Annotated in this window: 31 protein-coding genes; 6 read left to right on the forward strand and 25 right to left on the reverse strand. The window is 39.4% G+C overall.

The features are described from left to right. Together BM090_RS15440 and BM090_RS15445 are read right to left on the reverse strand one after the other, a co-directional pair. The coding region (locus BM090_RS15440; RefSeq protein ID WP_177199965.1) for a hypothetical protein at nt 1-497 on the reverse strand (497 nt) is incomplete at its 3' end. 26 nt (nt 498-523) lie between these two features. Continuing rightward, a complete protein-coding gene (locus BM090_RS15445; protein WP_091515463.1) occupies nt 524-1042 on the reverse strand; it encodes a hypothetical protein in 519 nt (172 codons plus the stop codon). A gap of 199 nt (nt 1043-1241) precedes the next feature. Here BM090_RS15445 and BM090_RS15450 point away from each other — a divergent pair, with 199 nt between their 5' ends. Then, nucleotides 1242-1442: a hypothetical protein gene (locus BM090_RS15450; RefSeq protein WP_091515466.1), complete on the forward strand. Its 201-nt coding sequence runs from the start codon at nt 1242-1244 to the stop codon at nt 1440-1442. Nucleotides 1443-1493: 51 nt separating this feature from the next. Here the strand turns inward: BM090_RS15450 and BM090_RS15455 are convergent, their stop codons facing one another. The 16 genes from BM090_RS15455 to BM090_RS15525 form a co-directional block, all read right to left on the reverse strand. Further along, complete coding sequence (locus BM090_RS15455) at nt 1494-1799, reverse strand: hypothetical protein (protein WP_091515468.1); 306 nt, start codon at nt 1797-1799, stop codon at nt 1494-1496. A gap of 2 nt (nt 1800-1801) precedes the next feature. Then, nucleotides 1802-2194 (reverse strand): hypothetical protein, encoded by a 393-nt coding sequence (locus BM090_RS15460; RefSeq protein WP_091515472.1) that lies wholly within the window; start codon nt 2192-2194, stop codon nt 1802-1804. A gap of 27 nt (nt 2195-2221) precedes the next feature. After that, nucleotides 2222-2509, reverse strand: coding sequence for a DNA methyltransferase (locus BM090_RS18860; protein WP_091515476.1), 288 nt, complete (start codon nt 2507-2509; stop codon nt 2222-2224). After that, nucleotides 2484-2918, reverse strand: a complete 435-nt coding sequence (locus BM090_RS18925; RefSeq protein ID WP_091515479.1) for a DNA methyltransferase — start codon at nt 2916-2918, stop codon at nt 2484-2486. Before BM090_RS18925 ends, BM090_RS18860 begins: the two co-directional genes overlap by 26 nt. 87 nt (nt 2919-3005) lie before the next feature. Further along, nucleotides 3006-3221 carry a hypothetical protein gene (locus tag BM090_RS15475; protein ID WP_091515481.1) on the reverse strand — a complete coding sequence of 72 codons (216 nt, stop codon included), beginning with the start codon at nt 3219-3221 and terminating at the stop codon, nt 3006-3008. Nucleotides 3222-3259: 38 nt separating this feature from the next. Continuing rightward, a complete protein-coding gene (locus tag BM090_RS15480) occupies nt 3260-3511 on the reverse strand; it encodes a hypothetical protein (RefSeq protein ID WP_091515484.1) in 252 nt (83 codons plus the stop codon). A 106-nt stretch (nt 3512-3617) separates the two neighbouring features. Beyond that, a complete protein-coding gene (locus tag BM090_RS15485; RefSeq protein ID WP_091515488.1) occupies nt 3618-3854 on the reverse strand; it encodes a hypothetical protein in 237 nt (78 codons plus the stop codon). Nucleotides 3855-3865: 11 nt separating this feature from the next. After that, the gene (locus BM090_RS15490; RefSeq protein ID WP_143084006.1) at nt 3866-4477 is read right to left on the reverse strand and encodes a hypothetical protein; all 612 of its coding nucleotides are present in this window, start codon (nt 4475-4477) and stop codon (nt 3866-3868) included. 138 nt (nt 4478-4615) lie between these two features. Further along, nucleotides 4616-5137, reverse strand: coding sequence for a hypothetical protein (locus tag BM090_RS15495; protein WP_091515493.1), 522 nt, complete (start codon nt 5135-5137; stop codon nt 4616-4618). 297 nt (nt 5138-5434) lie between these two features. Beyond that, the gene (locus BM090_RS15500; protein ID WP_091515497.1) at nt 5435-6448 is read right to left on the reverse strand and encodes a hypothetical protein; all 1014 of its coding nucleotides are present in this window, start codon (nt 6446-6448) and stop codon (nt 5435-5437) included. A gap of 2 nt (nt 6449-6450) precedes the next feature. Further along, nucleotides 6451-6765 (reverse strand): hypothetical protein, encoded by a 315-nt coding sequence (locus tag BM090_RS15505; RefSeq protein ID WP_091515501.1) that lies wholly within the window; start codon nt 6763-6765, stop codon nt 6451-6453. After that, complete coding sequence (locus BM090_RS15510) at nt 6762-6995, reverse strand: hypothetical protein (protein WP_091515504.1); 234 nt, start codon at nt 6993-6995, stop codon at nt 6762-6764. Before BM090_RS15510 ends, BM090_RS15505 begins: the two co-directional genes overlap by 4 nt. 1 nt (nt 6996) lies before the next feature. Further along, nucleotides 6997-7140, reverse strand: a complete 144-nt coding sequence (locus BM090_RS18480; protein WP_177199967.1) for a hypothetical protein — start codon at nt 7138-7140, stop codon at nt 6997-6999. A 215-nt stretch (nt 7141-7355) separates the two neighbouring features. Next, nucleotides 7356-7661 carry a hypothetical protein gene (locus BM090_RS15515; protein ID WP_091515508.1) on the reverse strand — a complete coding sequence of 102 codons (306 nt, stop codon included), beginning with the start codon at nt 7659-7661 and terminating at the stop codon, nt 7356-7358. Between the two features lie 3 nt (nt 7662-7664). Continuing rightward, a complete protein-coding gene (locus BM090_RS15520; protein WP_143084007.1) occupies nt 7665-8078 on the reverse strand; it encodes a hypothetical protein in 414 nt (137 codons plus the stop codon). After that, complete coding sequence (locus tag BM090_RS15525) at nt 8071-8556, reverse strand: hypothetical protein (RefSeq protein WP_091515516.1); 486 nt, start codon at nt 8554-8556, stop codon at nt 8071-8073. The genes BM090_RS15520 and BM090_RS15525 overlap by 8 nt, the downstream gene beginning before the upstream one ends. Nucleotides 8557-8712: 156 nt before the next feature. Between BM090_RS15525 and BM090_RS15530 the strand changes: the two genes are divergently transcribed. Beyond that, nucleotides 8713-8919 (forward strand): hypothetical protein, encoded by a 207-nt coding sequence (locus BM090_RS15530; RefSeq protein WP_091515521.1) that lies wholly within the window; start codon nt 8713-8715, stop codon nt 8917-8919. Here the strand turns inward: BM090_RS15530 and BM090_RS15535 are convergent. After that, nucleotides 8909-9112: a hypothetical protein gene (locus tag BM090_RS15535; RefSeq protein ID WP_091515524.1), complete on the reverse strand. Its 204-nt coding sequence runs from the start codon at nt 9110-9112 to the stop codon at nt 8909-8911. The two genes, BM090_RS15530 and BM090_RS15535, sit on opposite strands and share 11 nt — an antisense overlap. A gap of 157 nt (nt 9113-9269) precedes the next feature. Beyond that, nucleotides 9270-9494: a hypothetical protein gene (locus tag BM090_RS15540; RefSeq protein ID WP_091515528.1), complete on the reverse strand. Its 225-nt coding sequence runs from the start codon at nt 9492-9494 to the stop codon at nt 9270-9272. Between the two features lie 106 nt (nt 9495-9600). Here BM090_RS15540 and BM090_RS15545 point away from each other — a divergent pair, with 106 nt between their 5' ends. Next, entirely contained in the window at nt 9601-9996 is a 396-nt protein-coding gene (locus tag BM090_RS15545) for a hypothetical protein (protein WP_091515531.1), read from the forward strand. 78 nt (nt 9997-10074) lie between these two features. Here BM090_RS15545 and BM090_RS18485 read toward each other — a convergent pair whose 3' ends face one another. Then, complete coding sequence (locus BM090_RS18485; protein ID WP_177199968.1) at nt 10075-10242, reverse strand: hypothetical protein; 168 nt, start codon at nt 10240-10242, stop codon at nt 10075-10077. Between the two features lie 147 nt (nt 10243-10389). Between BM090_RS18485 and BM090_RS15555 the strand changes: the two genes are divergently transcribed. Together BM090_RS15555 and bioB are read left to right on the forward strand one after the other, a co-directional pair. Then, nucleotides 10390-10773: a helix-turn-helix domain-containing protein gene (locus BM090_RS15555; RefSeq protein WP_091515537.1), complete on the forward strand. Its 384-nt coding sequence runs from the start codon at nt 10390-10392 to the stop codon at nt 10771-10773. 158 nt (nt 10774-10931) lie between these two features. Beyond that, the gene (bioB, locus tag BM090_RS15560) at nt 10932-11954 is read left to right on the forward strand and encodes a biotin synthase BioB (RefSeq protein WP_091515541.1); all 1023 of its coding nucleotides are present in this window, start codon (nt 10932-10934) and stop codon (nt 11952-11954) included. Nucleotides 11955-12016: 62 nt separating this feature from the next. Here the strand turns inward: bioB and BM090_RS15565 are convergent, their stop codons facing one another. From BM090_RS15565 to BM090_RS15575, 3 genes are read right to left on the reverse strand one after another with little or no spacing between them, the layout of a single operon-like run. Further along, a complete protein-coding gene (locus tag BM090_RS15565) occupies nt 12017-12592 on the reverse strand; it encodes a hypothetical protein (protein ID WP_091515545.1) in 576 nt (191 codons plus the stop codon). Continuing rightward, nucleotides 12583-13587 (reverse strand): ABC transporter ATP-binding protein, encoded by a 1005-nt coding sequence (locus BM090_RS15570; RefSeq protein ID WP_091515549.1) that lies wholly within the window; start codon nt 13585-13587, stop codon nt 12583-12585. The genes BM090_RS15565 and BM090_RS15570 overlap by 10 nt, the downstream gene beginning before the upstream one ends. Before the next feature lie 28 nt (nt 13588-13615). Next, nucleotides 13616-13945, reverse strand: a complete 330-nt coding sequence (locus BM090_RS15575) for a hypothetical protein (RefSeq protein ID WP_091515552.1) — start codon at nt 13943-13945, stop codon at nt 13616-13618. 691 nt (nt 13946-14636) lie between these two features. On the opposite strand from BM090_RS15575, the gene BM090_RS15580 reads away from it, so the two are divergent. After that, nucleotides 14637-15617, forward strand: coding sequence for a T9SS type A sorting domain-containing protein (locus BM090_RS15580; RefSeq protein WP_091515556.1), 981 nt, complete (start codon nt 14637-14639; stop codon nt 15615-15617). A gap of 289 nt (nt 15618-15906) precedes the next feature. On the opposite strand, the gene BM090_RS15585 is transcribed toward BM090_RS15580, so the two are convergent. Beyond that, nucleotides 15907-16233, reverse strand: coding sequence for a TfoX/Sxy family protein (locus BM090_RS15585; RefSeq protein WP_091515560.1), 327 nt, complete (start codon nt 16231-16233; stop codon nt 15907-15909). Between the last annotated feature and the right edge of the window lie 5 nt (nt 16234-16238).

The following is a 16238-nucleotide window of genomic DNA, read 5'->3' on the forward strand; positions in this document are numbered from 1 at the left end:
TTTTTGTGAAAGTCTTTGTAAAATAAATAGGGTGGCGTGTGGCCAAAATATTGGCATTCGGGTACATAATCCAAGATAATTTCTTTGCCATTTTCTGTCCAAGAAACGGGAAAAACGTGCGCAAATCCCCTGTTTTTATTGTAGCCTACAATCCGAATTTTAAACGGAATTTTGAGCATAAATAAAAAGCAAAGTAAAAACTTCGTTTGGTCGTCGCAATCTCCAAATTTCTGATGCCAAACTCGGCGCGGCGAATACAAAACCTCTTGGTTTTTTGGGTCAAATTTATATTCAATATGTTTCCTGCAAAAATCCCAAAGTTTGCGCAAAGTTTGATTTAAAAGCAGTATTCCGTTTGCATCGTAAACCGCTACATTGGCCAATAATGGCCGCAATTGTTCGGCGTTTTTTTCGATGTCTTCAAACAAAAATCCTACTGTTTGCCCTGCGTCTGCTCTATCGCTTAATTTGATGGCCAAACCTGAAGGTTTACTCACTTTTGAAAGATTGTTAGTTGTTATTGTCATATACTAACCTCCTCATTTAGTGGTATTTTAAGCCCTTCGGCTCTAATAAATCCTTTTACCCTTAAAGTCAAACCCGCCTTTTGCCCAATGGCTAATTTTAGCATGGTTTCGGCTGCTTTTATCTTGTCTCCCGAAAATAGATATTGTACCACATTGGCGTTAGATACGCTAAAATTTAGCTCAGGTATTAATGTTTGAGCATTGGGTTGCAAGCTAACGCCTTGCGTAAGTGGTACATCTTGGCTTGCTAATAATTTAGTCCCGTCTTTATCATAAATCTCTACTTGAATTTGTTGTAAATTATATAAAGTAGGGGAGAAATTAGAAATAGCCATTACTACTTTTAGCGGCAAACTTTGGATTGATGAAAACCCTAATTTACCCACCGAAAAACTCGAAATAAGCGGCTTTAATTGGTCGGCTCTGAATGCTTTTTGCAGGTATTCCCAAACTGCCATTAATAAGGCTATTATCAATCCAAGCCCTAATATTTTACCGACAATATTTTTTGCCATTGTCTTTATTATTTTTTCATATTGTGAATGCTTTTTTTAAGTGAAACTTGTATCTTTGTTTTGTCGTGCTGTATTGTTGAATGCAAAGGTATATTCCGAAAAAATAACGTTTCCGATTACGTCCGCTTTCGTCTCCTTTCGTTCCCTATTTTCCGTTATTTTCCGTTTTAATCCGCTTTAACATTGTTTACCTAATGCCATGAAAGAAAAAGAAGCCAATAACTTTAACTTTACTGCTATGAGTAAAGCCCAAATAACAGAAGCGTATAATTTCAGGGATTTCAAATCTGTACACGCACGAATAAAAGATATTGTAAATATTGGTCGCCGAAAAATGTTCACACCCAAAGAAGTATCTTTAATCGTGGACGCGCTCGGACCTTTTGGTAGTAAGCCATAAAAAAAGCCCCAAAAACGGGGCTTTTTTTATATAGGTACAGGTAATATATTTTTAATCTGCGTACCAATTAAATACATTACTGTACGCAAAAAACAATACAAGGGCGGTTAATCCGATAAAAAACACAACAAACTCTTTTGTTATGGTCTTTTTTATGAATAATTGCCTTACAAAAAAAATAAGTGATACTATTGTCGCCGCAAGTAAACCTACACTGACAAGGTGATGTAACTCATACCCTGTCAGTGTTTTGGGGTCGCTGGCTGGGGTGTATCCAAAAGTATATGCCAAAAAATAAAATGATAAAATCCAAACTACACACGCGTAAGGACTGAACGCTACTACTTTATTATTCATGGTTATTTTATTTTATTGAAAAGGTCGTTCCATCCCTCGTCTGGAGGGCTCTTTAATGGTTTTGTTCTAAAAGGATAGGCTACTAACTCTAACACATCAGCATAAACCACACTGTAAGTAATTGTACTATCTTCGTTAATGGTAACGGTAGTGCCGTCTGATACTTTGTAAATCTTGCCATTGAACGCAAAGCCATCTATTTTGCTTATAGTTGCCGTATTGGACGCTAAAGAAGCGGCCTTTGTTCCTTCTTCGGGTTTAAACCATATATCTATATTGGTTTTATTGGTTAGCCAACTTATGTTTTTTCGCCTATTTCGCTGGAAAAGACTATGTAAAATTGCAGCTAAAAAGGCTAAAACAAAAGCAGCAACTCCTTTATTTTTTGTACTCATAACGTAGGTATTTTTTTGATATTTCGATTATACTCTAAAGAAATTAGGTTGCACCACCAAACCCTGCATAGCCCTCTTTCGTGCTATTTCAAAATTCTTTAAATCCAATTCAAAGGCGTAAATATTACGATTAAGCTCACGGCTCACCAGTGATGTTGTGGCACTGCCTGCAAACGCATCAAGAACAGTGTCCCCTTCCTGCGTGCTGTCTATAATAATCTTTGTAATAACCTCAATCGTCTTTTGCGTGTCGTGCACCTTTTCGCCGTTGGTTTTCTTTGCGCCCGAACTAAACCCTGCGCTTTTTCCATACATTAGAACCGCCCCGATTAATATTGCAACCTTCTTTTGTGCCGAATATTATAAATTCATGTGAAAAATTGTAGTGATTGCCTGCCATATTTCCTTTATCCCAAACAATTAAATTTTTCTGCTTTAAAACAGAATTGAATATAGGATAAAAAAATGCGTAACTTCTAAAATCACAGAAAAAAAATACTTCTCCGTCGTCTTGTAATACTCTTTTGAATTGTGCGAACAATTGCGAAAAAAAGGGGGCACAAATGGCCAAATCAACAAAAGAGCCTTTCTGCCCGTTGTGTGTCATTCCCAAAAAATACGGCGGGTCGGCTATAATTGTTTTGATGGATTTATCAGGCAAATATTTAATGCCTTCTAAAATATCCATTTGATAAATGTGATTAGGTAATACTTTCATTTGCATTGTAATTTTTTGATGATTAAATTAACGTAAATATAATGTTTTTAAACAAAAAAAACACCCTGTTACGGGTGCTTTTTTTTGTTTAAATCAAAGCTCTATTGCGGCTTTTGTCAGGTCTTCAACATCCCCGAAAAAATACATAAATAGTTCCCTTCCTGAATAAGAAACAGCAAGGCATAAATATATTTTATTTTCGTCTTCCACTGTTTCTATTCTCAGGATTTGAGAGGGATTAAACAACTCTGCTATATTCTCTTTTTCGCTTTCGTCCGAACCGAAATGTAGAGGATAAAATTTTGCCATAAATAAATACTATTTGCATGGGTTATTTTGTGATTAAATCAAAGCTCTATTGCGGCTTTTTCAAACTCTAACAATGTTCCTGAAAAAAACACGTAAAATTCGCGTTCTTCCTTTTTAACCAAAACCCTTAAATACTTGGATTCTAATCTTCTTTCCACGGCAAATCTACCAACAAGAACTTCTTCTGTATCTATTTCTCTGATAGAAATAATCTGGGAGACATTGAATAATTCCACCACTTCCCTGTGTTCTGGTTGAAGCTCGTACTTTAGAGGGTAAAACTTTGCCATAAATAAATACTGTTTGCATGGGTTATTTTATAATTAAATCAAAGCTCTATTGCGGCTTTTTCAAACTCCAACAACGAACCTAAAAAATACATAAAAGTGTGATAGTTTAAGAAAGAAAAACGTAATACACAGGACTACCAAAGTAATGACTTGACGTAATTTTGTATTTAATTCTTAACTCCTCAAATTCTTTTTTACTCACGCCAAATTTTTCAGGATTAAACTTGTCAACTTCGCCCAAACACTTCATATTAGGGTAATTATCCCTTATAAAACCAACAGCTTGCTGATTGCTTAATTTGTCTGGAATGGCTAAAAAAGAGAATAAACCTGCATTTATCATAATGCTTGATTTTATTTATAATTGATTAAATAATGAACAAATTCTTCTTGTGCGCCTGTCGCGGCTGCCTGCTTGTTGTTTTGTAGAAACAACCAATAATCTGCCCAACCTTTAAAGTTAATACAGGATTTTTTGTAGCCTAATTCCTTGTAAATAGAACACGAAAAATCCAAAGAAGAAACGCTACTGTGATTGAGTGAAAAGAGGCAAAACTTATGCAACAAAACAGTTTCTATTGGCCTGTATTTGTATGGCTGCTTTGCGTTATTTTCGTAGAAAGCAACTACTTTTCCAAGCTCTGGGTCGTCGTGCCATTCAGATATATCTTGCATCGGTTCGGATAATGGCAAGCTTAAAACACGAAAAAAAGCGGTTTGGTTGTTGTAATCTAAGTTGCAATACACGTTAGCTATTTCTTTTTTATTTTGTTGAATTTTTTTTGCGATATACTTTATATCGCCCTTATATCCTTTATTGTGGTAGTGCGCAAAATAAGTATTAATACTATTTTGTGTCATTTTTTGAAACGCACGCAATGCAGGGATAATTTTATTCAAAATAACCACACCTTGTGCGGCGGTTGGTGCGTTTTCGTAAACGTCTGTTGTTGTTTGGTTTTGCATAAAAAAAGGATTAAAATTTAAAATAATCAGTATATAAAATGGCTGCAAAAAACATAAGGCTTGCACCCAAAAACAGCCCGTAACAAAATGCGGCAAAGCTGCTTAATAGATTGATTTTATTTAGTAGATTCCACATGGCTAATAATGGTTTTGAAATTGATTAATCGTGCGTGTGATGGCCTCGACTGCCTGCGGCGGCTGCACTGCCTTTTGGCCAAAATCTAATTCAATCGGGGCGGCTGGTGCGTCGGTGCATATCGTGCGGCTCGTTTGCACCTGCTCCATTGTCAGGCCGCTGTACGCTTCGGTTTGGGTTAAGAAGTTTTTGGGCTTCGTGCCTGCAAAACCTGTTATTAGTTCGGGTTTGCCGTTGGGGTCTAAAATTGTATTGTAGTATATAAAAGCCCTCCAAAGCCTGCCCGAAACATTGAGTTTTTGAACGTATTGGATAAACTTGATGTATCCATTGTATTCATTCAGGGTCTCGTATTGCATTGTTCCGTTTCTTTCGTCTTCAAAGTCCATAGACCAGAAACGGGCAATGTTTTGCGTTTTACTCTTATAATGATTCTCGTTATAATACAATTGCATTACAAAAAGGGAATCGCTCTCGCTGGACGGCAATAACACGCGCCCTGCTTTTTTATCAGAAATTAGCATAGGATTGGAATTAAAATTTGGAGAAACCACCAAAAAGGGCTATAATTGCAGTGCTACATGCTTTTGCGCCCCTTTGGCCTCTGTAGTCGGCGAGTTTAACAAAACATTACACTGTACGCATTGTTTTTGCGGTCTATGTGGCCGCCGCGCCCCGCCCCCTGTTATTTTTTTTGTAAAAAAGTCCTTAGTCGCAAAACTCAATTCATAACACTGCAAAAATGTTAAACTTTAAGCCGTTAAAGGGCAATTTTCATTTCAGTTTTTTAACAGTCCGAGACTTATCCACATATCCACCGCTTAGTTACTATTAAATAGTTTTTTATATGTAATACCTTTTACTTTTGAAAAGTTACTATTTAATATGTGCCGCAAATTGCGGTATATGCAAAAAGAAGTGTCGTTGATTTTCAGTTGATTAGTGAGAATTTCAATTTTTCGGTTAAGCTGTGTTAAATTCGCGTAGAATGGCATAACACAGTACACAGGAACGGCAATACAAGGGCTTTGATTTGATGCCTCAAATTTCGCGGGGCTAACGTATGGGCTTTGGGCGGCCTCTTCGTCTGTCATATAGTACTCGTACAGGCTTTGGCCGTCGCCGTCGTCTCCTGCTTCAACAAATACCACTTCTGCTTCTTGCACGGCTATCAGTTCGGCGGGTTGTTGGCCTGTAACTGTGGTTGCTTCTGTTGTGGTTGCTTCTACTGCCTGCACTGGCTCTCCCTCCACTGGCTCGGTCTGTACTTGCTTGCGTGGCTTCCTGTGCTTTTTGACTAATCCAAGATTGGGGTTGATGTCGTCTTCTTTTTCCTGCTCTATGAGCTTTACAATAGCCTCGCTATTGATGGCCGTCAAGTCCACCTTATAAACTGTGTTGAATCGTGCAAAATGCCTATGCGTTGGCGCAATGTCAGTTTCTTGCAAGAAACCTAACACTAACATTTTTTTGATGTGACGCGCTGCACTGTCGGTGCTCTGGTTCATTGCACCCGCTAACATGGCCGTACTAAATTCCACGTAATAATCTTGTAATTGTGAAAAAGAGGCCGCAAAGAGATTAACTACATTTTTGATGGCCGTTAAAAATGTACCTCTGATTGTATGACGCAATAATTTGCAAGTAAAATTATACTCAGCGATGCGCGTTTTGAGCAAATCGAACATTTCCGTTACGGCTGTTTTCGGGCTTTTTTTAGCCCGAAAAACAACATTAGTAGCCGTATTATTACCAATTGTATTATTACAAATTACATTAGCTGCATTGCCAATAATTGGCGCGTGTAGCAGGCTTGGGCGTGTAGTTATTTGCATGACTAAAAAAGTGAAAATTGAATGTTGGTTAATTTTACTAAAGCCTGTTTTTCTGTGTCATTGGCTGCCATCATGGCTATCTTGCGTAAAGTCGTGGTTTGCGTATAACGCAATTCAAACGCGCGGCCTTTTGACCTTTCCAAATACTCCGTGTCGGCTACATTTTTGAGATAATTAATTTCTTCTTCCGTTAGGGAAATTAAACAATTATCGTTAAGTTTGCCATACAAAACACCTGCAATAGGTTCTTTTATTTTATCCAATAAAGCAGATTTAAAAAAATCAACTTCTTTAGTTGAAAATATAAATTGAGTCATGGCTTTTGGTCGGTTTGGGTTGTAATTATTTCACCTGCATTTTCTAATAAAATGCGCATCTGCTCGGAAAATTCTGTCTTTGTGTGTATGTCGTAAATATCAATACCAGATTGTAGGTCTAATAAGATATTTTGAAGACTATCTGATTCCTCCGAATCCAATATATTATTAATATGATTGCGCAATACAAGCGCGTCTGCAATGTCGATTGCTAATAATACTTTTGCCATACTAATTTACATTAACAAATTCAACCATAAAACCGCGTTTTTCTAAACAAATAGCCAATTCTTTGGCTATTTCTTGACTCATTTTTTGCAGGTCAAGAGAAAATTTTTTACCTTTGCTTTGCATTTTAAAATATTCAATATACATACTTTTAATATTTAAGTTTAAAGCCCGTTTACGTCTGTATTTGGGCTTTTTTTACACAAGTGCACTTAAAATAAATGCACTTGTGCGCAAAATTCTGAAACCTTCTACTCCGTGTGCCCGAATAACTTCAAGGTAGGCACACAGCAACACACAAACTACTAAGGCGGGCGGTTCGGGTTGGGGATTTTAGATTGATTTTTCATTTATGAGATGATTTAGTTATTTTCCAATAATGATTTGGGTATTGATTTTAAAATAAAATACCTCGAAAGCTCGGGAGATAGCTGTATTTTTGGTGGCGGTGGCGGGTAAATACTCTCCTCGTCTGCTTCGTTTTTTACCAAATACTTAGCCAAAAATTCTAATTCCAAACGGCCAAATGTACCCCTGCTTAAGGCTGTTGTATATGCGCCTGTTGTCGATTTGAATTGCGATGCGTACAAGTTGGCTACCTCTGTTTTTAGTGGAGTAGGGAGCGTGCGCAAATACTCAATTACTGCGGCTTTGTTGATTCGTTTCATATATTAATCACCACATAAAGTGCCATAATATGGTTCTTTTTTTAAGGCATATTTAAAGCGAAAATGCCTTTCGCTTGCGTGTTTGGCTGCAAGCAATATGCTTGCTCTTAGGTCTGTTTTCGGATTGAAGTTTTCGTTTATAGTCTCCCAATAATTAGCCACTTCGATAAGCCAAAGAAATTGAATATAAGTAACTCGAATAGGTACAATTACCGTTGGTGATACAAGCTGAATATCTGCATTATACTTCCTTATTTTCGCACCTAAAATCTCCCTGCACGAACCTCTTTGTAGTTCAAAAGCGAAAGAAGCATTAATACACTTTTCTTTCTTAACCACTCTTACATACTGCTCAGCAAGTACTGCGCCTTGTGCGGCGGTTAAGTTGATAGTTAGGTATTTGGCTTCGTTATTCATCTTCATCAAAACGAAAAACGGTTGTATTCATTCGGGCGGCTATTTCCTCCTTGAACTCGTCTAATACAGGCACTATTTCAGATAAGAAAGCGTGCATAACTGCGTAACCTTTCCGTTTAGCTTCTTGCGACATTTCCCCGAACAATTGAGATGGTGAATCAAAGGCATTGGCTTGTTCGGATTGCGCTTGTTTTTCTGGCACCTCGTCGGCCAAATACAAAACAATAGGTTTGTTCACTCGTCCGTAACCATACCTAATAGAAAGAAAACGAATGCCAATATCTTTGGCCTTGTCAGCTATACGAGATAAGTGTCTAGCAATATAATTGCTATCTTCACCCTCTATGTTGATATGACAAATAGTAATTTCGTCAGGGTCTTTAATTGCAATTTCGCTATCACTATACAAGGATAGGCGTTTTGCCAAATTGTCTAATTCTTTAAGGCAATACGCTGGTTTGATAATTTGATTTTCCATTTTTTATAAGGGGGGGGGTTGTGAAAATTTATTTTTGAGGTTGTTTTTATTCGTATAGTTTAACGCTTGCTTTGAATTATTGAAATTCTTAGGTTTGAGTAGCCTTAGTAGGAGCTAAGGCTTTAAATTTTCTCAAACCTCAAAATCCCGATTAAAATGAATGAAATCGAAGAAGGAAATGTTGTTAGGCTGCTTAGTGATGAAGTAGCAGAAGTTAATTCAGCACCTACATTTACAGTTGGCTACAAATACACAGAAACATTAGATGGAATAGATGTTGAAATGGCTGTTTGTTATCACAGCAAGGGAAATAACATAGAATCCGTAAAAATCCCTGTCAGTGCACTTGCCGTTATTGCTTAATTGGTTTGCTTGGTTTTTCACAACCAACAATCCAGTTATACATAGTTTTGGCTTCGTGCATCTTGCTTAAAATGTCGCCTGCGCCTGCTGCCATTTCTAAGCATCTAAGGCGTAACGAAACATCAGTATTTGCATTTTCAACCAACTGCAACCCTTCTTTTTCGGGGGTTGCTTTTTCTTTGTCCTTACTCATAATTTTGTATTTTTAAAATGTGAAAATTGATTTTCGACGTTGTTTTTTGACTTTATAGGCCAAAATCTGATTTAGGACACTGTAATCAGTAGAAGTAAAATACCAACGACTAACAGATATAACGCGGCTACTTTCTTCCTTTTTGGGCTTACGGCCTTTAGGCTCTTTCTCCATACGGCTTAACTCCGTTTATCCAGTCCGTTACAGTTTGTTGATTCGGGTGTTCGTAGGCTGGATTAGTTACCCATTCGTAAAACTCTTCTGCTATCCGTGGGCTTGGTAGTGAGGATTGTCCGCTATACTCAACCCGTGCCAATTTCAAACACTCTAATCTGAGTAGCTTTTCCGATTCCGTGTAGGCGGGTTTTTCTTTGTTTTCCATAGTATTTACTGTTGAAAAGCCAAAAATATCCTTATGGATTTACTTTGTTTTGTCTCTTTCATTTCTTACTATTGTTCAAATTTTAACTTTTAAATCTTATAAGAAAATGAGCAAAACCGACCAGAACCAAAGCGGTAACAAAGCCAATGAGAAAACTAATTTTTCCGCCAAATCGCCTGAAGATTGGGTTTCTTTGGCGGGCTTTGTCGTGGAATCTGTAAGAGACTTTTTTAACCAAAAAAACACGTCTGCTTCTGATGCTGCCGCCGCTAAAAGTGCCGCCCGAACTGAGGCCGCCCGAATTGCTGCAAGCCGCTACGAACAAGCCACCAATTACCGCACCCGAAAACACAAGCAAAATCTTATTTATCAAGGTTTTATTACTGTCGCTTGCTTGATTACTGTCGTTCTCTTGGGTAAGTGCTGCATTATCGACAATTGTACTACTGGCACTTTGATTGGCACTATCATTGGTTACACGCTCGGACAAGTTATTGATTGATTGAGCATTTGGCCTTACTCTCGACAACCCTCGACTTCTTGGTTTGGGGGTTGTTCTTCTTTTAGCTCTACGCATACACTACACCTGTTTAGCCTCCAACGCTTCTTTGATTTCGGGGTACTGGTTTCGTAGCGATTCGGTTACGATCTGACTCAATGCTAATCTTTTTTGCTTTTTTAATTTTTTGTAATCCAATTCTATTGCCTTTGGCAAAGAAATTGTTACGTTAAATGTATCTCGTGCCATACGCTTTTTTGGAATGAAATTTGTTGTTACATTTGTAATGCAATACACCATATTTGTATTAACGTGTAAGTGTTTGCATTACAAATATGTAGTATATATACTTACATTGCAAGTATTCATAATAAAAAAATGTAAATATTTTTCAGTATGAAACATATAGGATTAGTAATCAAGCAGTTGTGTAAAGAAAAAAATATCAGTATTACTACTGTTGCCGAAAAACTGAATAAAACACGCCAAACTGTTTATCAGGATTTCGCGAGGGACAACTTTACAAGCCAAACACTGGAAAAATACGCGGAAATATTAGGTATGACACTGCCTGAACTTTTAGCGCAGTGTCAGGATAATGTAAGTACAGATACTTACAGGACTAATAATAGTGCCATTCGCGAAGAATGGCAGGCTACCAAAGAGAAGGTTCAAGAAGAACTTGAGTTTTACAAAAAAGAGCTTGAGTTTGTAAAAAATCTATTATTGACAGAACAAAAAGCACATGCAGAAACACGGCTAATGCTGGGAAAGAATTAAGTAAGTAACTGACCCTTTGGAGAAGAAAATTTTTTTGGGCGCAAGCCTAAAAAAATTTACCTACCAATGTTACCTACTATTTTTCGGTTCGTCCGAAAAACAGGGTTTAAATCAAATTTGAGCTATATTTTTACTTTACACATAATTAAAAAACAACGATGAGCAAAACAGTTATCCGCAACGATTGGACTCGCGAAGAAATCGCTGAAATATACAATTCTCCAGTTTTGGATTTGATTTACAGAGCTGCCACGACGCACCGCGAATATAACGACCCGCAAGAAGTACAAGTTTGTACGCTTTTGTCTGTAAAAACAGGCGGTTGCCCAGAAGATTGTGGCTACTGTCCGCAAGCGGCACGTTATCACACCAACGTAAAAGTACACAAACTTATGCCCGTAAACGAAGTGTTGGACGCAGCGCGTAACGCCAAAGATAGCGGCAGTACACGTTTTTGTATGGGTGCGGCTTGGCGCGAAGTGCGCGACAATCGAGACTTTGACAACGTGCTGGAAATGGTGAAAGGCGTAAACTCAATGGGTATGGAAGTTTGCTGTACTTTGGGTATGCTTACCGAAGACCAAGCCCAAAAATTGAAAGATGCTGGCCTTTATGCCTACAATCATAACCTTGACACCAGCGAAGAGCATTACGATAAAGTAATTACGACTCGCACTTACGACGACCGTCTGGACACTATCCAGCACGTGCGCAAGTCGGGCATTGCGGTTTGTTCGGGTGGTATCATTGGTTTGGGCGAAACACACATAGACCGTATCGGTTTGTTGCACACGTTGGCAACCATGCCCGAACACCCAGAATCTGTACCAGTAAACGCCCTTGTGCCCGTAGAAGGTACGCCAATGGAAGAACAACCTCGCGTTTCGGTATGGGAAATGGTGCGTATGATTGCGACGGCGCGTATCATTATGCCAAAAGCAATGGTTCGCCTTTCGGCTGGCCGCGTGCGCATGAGCCAAGAAGAACAAGCACTTTGTTTTATGGCGGGTGCTAACTCGATTTTTGCGGGTGATAAATTGCTTACTACGCCAAATCCTGAGGTAGATGCTGATAAAGAATTGTTCCAAACTTTGAATTTGCGCCCACGTGCTGCGTTCAAAGATGGTGAAGCTCCCGTAAAAATTGACCAAATCCCGAACACTGGTATTTTGGTTGATTAATTTTTGGAGAAAGAAAATAGAAAAAGCCGCCTTCTGCTACAAAAGTGGAAGGCGGCTTTTTGTCATTCTAAGGGCAGCGTGTCTGTTTTTTGGGTGAGTAGCCCGATTACGCCATTTTCGCCAAGCAAATATTCCATGCGGGTTTTGGCTACGGCTTGCCCGTCGGTGGTAAAATGTCGGTGCGTAACGAAAATGTGCATATTGTTGGTGATTTCGGCACGCCAATCGTCCATTCCTTCGGCTTGTACTTCTTTGGTTAGGAGCAATTGCGAAATTTTGCTGCCATCTTTGGCCAAGGTGGTTAGGCGCGTTTGTTTACCGTGCGGGATTTTTTCTTGACAAATAACTCCCGAAAATTTACGCGTGTCATAGACTTTGCCTATCGCCCAAAGCGTGTCTTGCTTGCCCAACTCGTAGCGCGAAATTTCGGGTTGCGTGATGGCTTTGCCTGCTTGCATCATAAAAAAATCTGATTCTAAAAGCGGCAAAGGCAATGTTTTGAATTTTTTAAGAAAAGGCTCTAAATCAGTATTTTGTGTTACAGCTTTCTGTTTGGGTGGTTGTTGGTAGCAGCCTGCCAGCAAGCCGCAACAGAGCAGGGTAGAGGCTACCCAGTTTTTAGGTTTTTTTATAGCCATATCAAAGTGTCGGGGTGAAAAGTTGCGTATAATAAATGGTTGTTGGGTAGGGTGTTCGCTTTGGCTGTCAGGCGCAAATTTTCCCCCAACAATAAATCTATTTCGTAGTAATGTCCCAAAAATCGGGTTTGTAGCAAGCGTGCCTGTGCCGTGTTGGCCGTGGGATTGGGTTGCAATTCCAAATGCTCAAAACGAAGACACACATTGCCAGTTTTTTGTTGAAAAATAGAAAACTGAGGCCATATTTGCGCCAGTGCGTCAGCGGCTACGATGTTGGCATTTCCCCAAAAATTGGCGGCGTATTCGCTGTTGGGTTGATGGTAAAGGGTTTGCGGCGTGCCAGTTTGTAACCATTGGCCGTCGCGCATGAGGGCGAGTGTATCGGGGAAGGCGAGGGCTTCGGCGGTGTCGTGTGTTACCCAAATGACGGTTGTCCCGTTTTCGCGTATCATTTCCACAATTTGCTGACGTACAGCATTTTTGTGAGTATAATCCAAATTGCTGAAAGGCTCATCCAAGAGTAAAACCATCGGAATTTCGGCCAAAGAACGCGCCAAGGCTACGCGCTGTTGTTGGCCGCCCGAAAGTTGCGCGGGCAGTTTGTCGGAAAGGTTATCGAGTTTGCAACGTTCTATCAGTTCCCCGACGCGCTTGCGCTGATATTCGGGTTTGTAGGCACGCAAACTGTACGCGATATTTTCCCAAACCGTGTGGCGCGGCATGAGTTGGTAGTCCTGATGCACGAGTTTGATGTCTGAGTGGCCCGCAATTAATTTCCACGCGGGACTCAATACTTTTTTCCCATTCAAACGAATCAAGCCCGTGTCGGGTTCTTCTAGTGCTGCCAAAATCCGTAACAATGTACTTTTTCCGCAACCACTTTCGCCAATGAGTCCGAGCCATTGGCCTTCGTCTAAGGTAAATGAAATGCCCGACACGGCAGGCGTAAGGGCATTTTCGTATTTTTTTGAGATGTTTTCTACTTCCAACAACATGGCCGCAAAGGTATCAAAACTTTTGGCCTTAGTCTGTCTTTTTGCGTGTTTTGGTGGCCGCTGGTTTGGCTGTCTCTTTTTTGGCTGCGGTAGTGGTTTTGCTGGTTGCGGTGGCAGTGATTTTCTTTTTGGTGGGCTTGGGCTTTTCGGGCAAAATTTTGTCTTTGTGCTCTAAGGCGAAATTGATGAATGTGTCTCGCTTTACTACCAAGCGCACGGGTGTCGGCAACATTTCGTAGGCTTTTTCCATCATCAATCGAATGTTATCTTCGTCGCTTACGATGTCTATGCCTTTGGCTTTGAGTTTGTCCCAGATGGCGGGCAATTCTTTTTCTAAAATTGATTCTAAATCCAGCATTTTATATATTTTTTGGGAAACGATATAATGGAAAGGCTAATATAGTGGATTTGCTTTTATTTCCTTTCGATTAATTTTGCCGACTGCCGTTAGTGCCAACCTATGCGCCAACACGATTTGGGCAGGCATCTGATAGCGTGTCATTTTGCTTGCTAGCCATTGCCGCAACTGTTCGGTACTCAGTGTTTGGCTTTAGCATGACTAGTCAAAAGCAGTGTTTCGAGAAGCGAGTAGGGCATAGGGCAACATTGGTAGTCATGAGATCAATGATGTTATTAAGGTTGTTTTTTTAAATAAAACAATAATTATCTATCCATTCTTAATGTATGTTTTTATTTGAATTTCAGCCGAACTATTAAGTAGATTTCACCTATTTGCCTGCAAAATTATTGTTTTTATAATTATCTTTGTATAGTTATTTTTGTCTATTAGTTGCTAATGTTGGAGGTGTCCAGCATATGCTATTTGGGTGTTATCATTGGCACTATTGATAATCATTTTCACGTTTGTGAGCACCTAATATAAATTTTATACGACAAAAATATACTTAATTGAATATTTATTTACCTTATATTGATAATGAGTATATAAGTGAAATAAATATTTGTTGCTAAATTCCTCCTGCCTACTCTGCCCAATACTTTATTGTTTTAAAAAAAACGGTTGCATCACACATTAAAATTTATTGGCTATGCGTATTTCGCTTTTTACACAATTGTTTTGTATAGTGCTTATTTTATTTGTTCCCACGTTAGTTCTGGCAGCTACTTGTACCTCTAATGGAAGTGGAAACTGGACTAATCCTCTTAATTGGTCGTGTGGACGTATTCCTATTGGCGGAGATATTATCATCATTCAAGCAGGCCATGTGGTGAACGTAGATGCACAAATTACGATTGTTGGTTCTCCTGTTCGGATTGAAAATTATGGAGAATTACATTTTGTGAATGGAAGGAAATTGAATTTGCCCGCAGGTTCTGGGGTAATTATGAATTCGCCAAGTACAATTACTAAAAGTACAGGTGGTGGAAGCAGTACCTTAATTAGTATAGGAGGCACTGATGTATGGACGGCGGCAGATGGTAATGTAATTTGTCCTAACAACTGTAATGGATTTGGAAATCAAAATGTTTTGCCTGTTACCTTGCTTTATTTGAAATCAGTAATAGCCAAATCAGGCGTTACGCTGCTTTGGGCTACGGCTTCAGAAACCAACAATAGTCATTTCATGGTAGAACGCTCAGGTGACGGCCAAACTTATAAGGCCATTGCAGAAGTAAAAGGTATGGGCAATAGCAATAGCACAACATCGTACACATATACTGACCACGAACAAAATAATGGTATCGTTTATTATCGTTTGGCGCAATATGACTATGATGGTAAGCTGACTTACAGCCGCGCCGTAGCTACACATCAATCACTTTCACAAGCCTTGTCTGTGTCCTTTTCTGCAGAAGGAACAGCGACTTTGGTAGCGACTGAAACGCCATTGTCAGAGGTAGAATTATTCTACACAGATGCCATGGGACGTAGTGTTTACCAAACCAATTTAGCGGTAAATACAGGAAGTGTAAGCAGTGTTGCGCCGCCAGCCTTATCGCAAGGCGTTTATTTGGTGCAAGTACGCGCTGCCAACGAAACCAATACTTACAGAGTTTTTGTACGATAATACATTTTTAGTGTATTACCGTCATGGCTGCTATTCTTTGTTCTTAGAACAAAGAATAGCAGCCATGACTTTTCAAATAAAAACGATTGTGCTAAAGAATAAAATTTAGTGATTCGCAGACGGTGGTGGGTTCGTTGCAACCAGTAAATAGCATTGGTCAGCAACGTAGAAGCTGTACACACGGACAAAATGCCCAAATTTGGACTCTTTTGCTCATCACAATAAATATTTTGGCGGAAGGGTTTCTGTGTGTAAATTGATGGGATTTTTTTGCCTTGTGAAGGCATAATTACCTTTTTGACTTTTGGGCATATTGGTTAAACTCCAAACAAAGATTTACCCAATATTGGAGCTGATTTTCCTGCCTAAGAATTTGCTCGTTTACATAAATATAGCCTTTGTACGTGCGGCCATTGGAGTGCATGAGGCGGCAGCCGTGCTGCTCGGCGGCTTCTTCCTGCAAAGCAGGGTCAAGACGGCAAAGAATTTCATTTTCGTAGGCACACACGCACAGTTTGTCATTGACCATAAAAGCCAAGCCGCCAAACATTTGTTTTTCGGTTACATTGGGCACATCGGCAAGCATTGCCCTGACACGGTCGGGAAGAAATGGCATAAGAG

It is taken from the genome of Flexibacter flexilis DSM 6793 (assembly GCF_900112255.1).
GTDB lineage: Bacteria > Bacteroidota > Bacteroidia > Cytophagales > Flexibacteraceae > Flexibacter > Flexibacter flexilis.

Coding starts and splice junctions, on each gene's coding strand:
- BM090_RS15460 (WP_091515472.1), bottom strand. CDS start 2,194: ATGAGTACAAAAAATAAAGGAGTTGCTGCTTTTGTTTTAGCCTTTTTA.
- BM090_RS15520 (WP_143084007.1), bottom strand. CDS start 8,078: ATGAATAACGAAGCCAAATACCTAACTATCAACTTAACCGCCGCACAA.
- BM090_RS15515 (WP_091515508.1), bottom strand. CDS start 7,661: ATGAAACGAATCAACAAAGCCGCAGTAATTGAGTATTTGCGCACGCTC.
- BM090_RS15485 (WP_091515488.1), bottom strand. CDS start 3,854: ATGATAAATGCAGGTTTATTCTCTTTTTTAGCCATTCCAGACAAATTA.
- BM090_RS18860 (WP_091515476.1), bottom strand. CDS start 2,509: ATGTATGGAAAAAGCGCAGGGTTTAGTTCGGGCGCAAAGAAAACCAAC.
- BM090_RS15575 (WP_091515552.1), bottom strand. CDS start 13,945: ATGCTGGATTTAGAATCAATTTTAGAAAAAGAATTGCCCGCCATCTGG.
- BM090_RS15455 (WP_091515468.1), bottom strand. CDS start 1,799: ATGAATAATAAAGTAGTAGCGTTCAGTCCTTACGCGTGTGTAGTTTGG.
- BM090_RS15565 (WP_091515545.1), bottom strand. CDS start 12,592: ATGGCTATAAAAAAACCTAAAAACTGGGTAGCCTCTACCCTGCTCTGT.
- BM090_RS18480 (WP_177199967.1), bottom strand. CDS start 7,140: ATGTATATTGAATATTTTAAAATGCAAAGCAAAGGTAAAAAATTTTCT.
- BM090_RS15545 (WP_091515531.1), top strand. CDS start 9,601: ATGAGCAAAACCGACCAGAACCAAAGCGGTAACAAAGCCAATGAGAAA.
- BM090_RS15555 (WP_091515537.1), top strand. CDS start 10,390: ATGAAACATATAGGATTAGTAATCAAGCAGTTGTGTAAAGAAAAAAAT.
- BM090_RS15500 (WP_091515497.1), bottom strand. CDS start 6,448: ATGCAAATAACTACACGCCCAAGCCTGCTACACGCGCCAATTATTGGC.
- BM090_RS18485 (WP_177199968.1), bottom strand. CDS start 10,242: ATGGCACGAGATACATTTAACGTAACAATTTCTTTGCCAAAGGCAATA.
- BM090_RS15450 (WP_091515466.1), top strand. CDS start 1,242: ATGAAAGAAAAAGAAGCCAATAACTTTAACTTTACTGCTATGAGTAAA.
- BM090_RS15445 (WP_091515463.1), bottom strand. CDS start 1,042: ATGGCAAAAAATATTGTCGGTAAAATATTAGGGCTTGGATTGATAATA.
- BM090_RS15540 (WP_091515528.1), bottom strand. CDS start 9,494: ATGGAAAACAAAGAAAAACCCGCCTACACGGAATCGGAAAAGCTACTC.
- bioB (WP_091515541.1), top strand. CDS start 10,932: ATGAGCAAAACAGTTATCCGCAACGATTGGACTCGCGAAGAAATCGCT.
- BM090_RS15525 (WP_091515516.1), bottom strand. CDS start 8,556: ATGGAAAATCAAATTATCAAACCAGCGTATTGCCTTAAAGAATTAGAC.
- BM090_RS15580 (WP_091515556.1), top strand. CDS start 14,637: ATGCGTATTTCGCTTTTTACACAATTGTTTTGTATAGTGCTTATTTTA.
- BM090_RS15490 (WP_143084006.1), bottom strand. CDS start 4,477: ATGCAAAACCAAACAACAACAGACGTTTACGAAAACGCACCAACCGCC.
- BM090_RS15510 (WP_091515504.1), bottom strand. CDS start 6,995: ATGGCAAAAGTATTATTAGCAATCGACATTGCAGACGCGCTTGTATTG.
- BM090_RS15505 (WP_091515501.1), bottom strand. CDS start 6,765: ATGACTCAATTTATATTTTCAACTAAAGAAGTTGATTTTTTTAAATCT.
- BM090_RS15475 (WP_091515481.1), bottom strand. CDS start 3,221: ATGGCAAAATTTTATCCTCTACATTTCGGTTCGGACGAAAGCGAAAAA.
- BM090_RS15570 (WP_091515549.1), bottom strand. CDS start 13,587: ATGTTGTTGGAAGTAGAAAACATCTCAAAAAAATACGAAAATGCCCTT.
- BM090_RS15535 (WP_091515524.1), bottom strand. CDS start 9,112: ATGAGTAAGGACAAAGAAAAAGCAACCCCCGAAAAAGAAGGGTTGCAG.
- BM090_RS15480 (WP_091515484.1), bottom strand. CDS start 3,511: ATGGCAAAGTTTTACCCTCTAAAGTACGAGCTTCAACCAGAACACAGG.
- BM090_RS15530 (WP_091515521.1), top strand. CDS start 8,713: ATGAATGAAATCGAAGAAGGAAATGTTGTTAGGCTGCTTAGTGATGAA.
- BM090_RS15495 (WP_091515493.1), bottom strand. CDS start 5,137: ATGCTAATTTCTGATAAAAAAGCAGGGCGCGTGTTATTGCCGTCCAGC.
- BM090_RS18925 (WP_091515479.1), bottom strand. CDS start 2,918: ATGCAAATGAAAGTATTACCTAATCACATTTATCAAATGGATATTTTA.
- BM090_RS15585 (WP_091515560.1), bottom strand. CDS start 16,233: ATGCCATTTCTTCCCGACCGTGTCAGGGCAATGCTTGCCGATGTGCCC.